Consider the following 356-nt stretch of genomic DNA (forward strand, 5'->3'; position numbering starts at 1 on the left):
CGTATCACTTTCACCTCTCTGGCGACGGGACAGCCGGTGTCGGTGGCCATCGAGCGTGACTCGGGTATTCAGTACGTCGTCACCCTGGGTGAGCGTCCGTCGACGCGCATTGTCCAGCCTCGCCTCGACACCCTGACCCTGGGTCGTGAAGTAGACGTCAAGACGTCACTCTATGCCGCCTTGGCGGCTGAGGGGGTACCCAGGCGTTTCGCTGCAGAGCTTGACATGCTGCTGGGCGGACTCATGGACACACGCCGAGATATCTCGGGTGGCGAGCGCCTGCAGTTACTGTGGGAAGAAGATCGCCGTGAGGATGGCACTCGAGTCGGGCCTCCCCGTCTGACCTATATGGGGTT

1 protein-coding gene is annotated in these 356 nt (G+C 62.1%); it reads left to right on the plus strand.

Translation table 11 applies throughout. The annotated features are described in order from the left end of the window. Positions 1–356: hypothetical protein (locus ETC27_RS17360; RefSeq protein ID WP_205742766.1), on the plus strand; the 356-nt coding region annotated here is incomplete at both ends.

The sequence above is a fragment of the Onishia niordana genome (assembly GCF_004798965.1).
Lineage (GTDB): Bacteria > Pseudomonadota > Gammaproteobacteria > Pseudomonadales > Halomonadaceae > Onishia > Onishia niordana.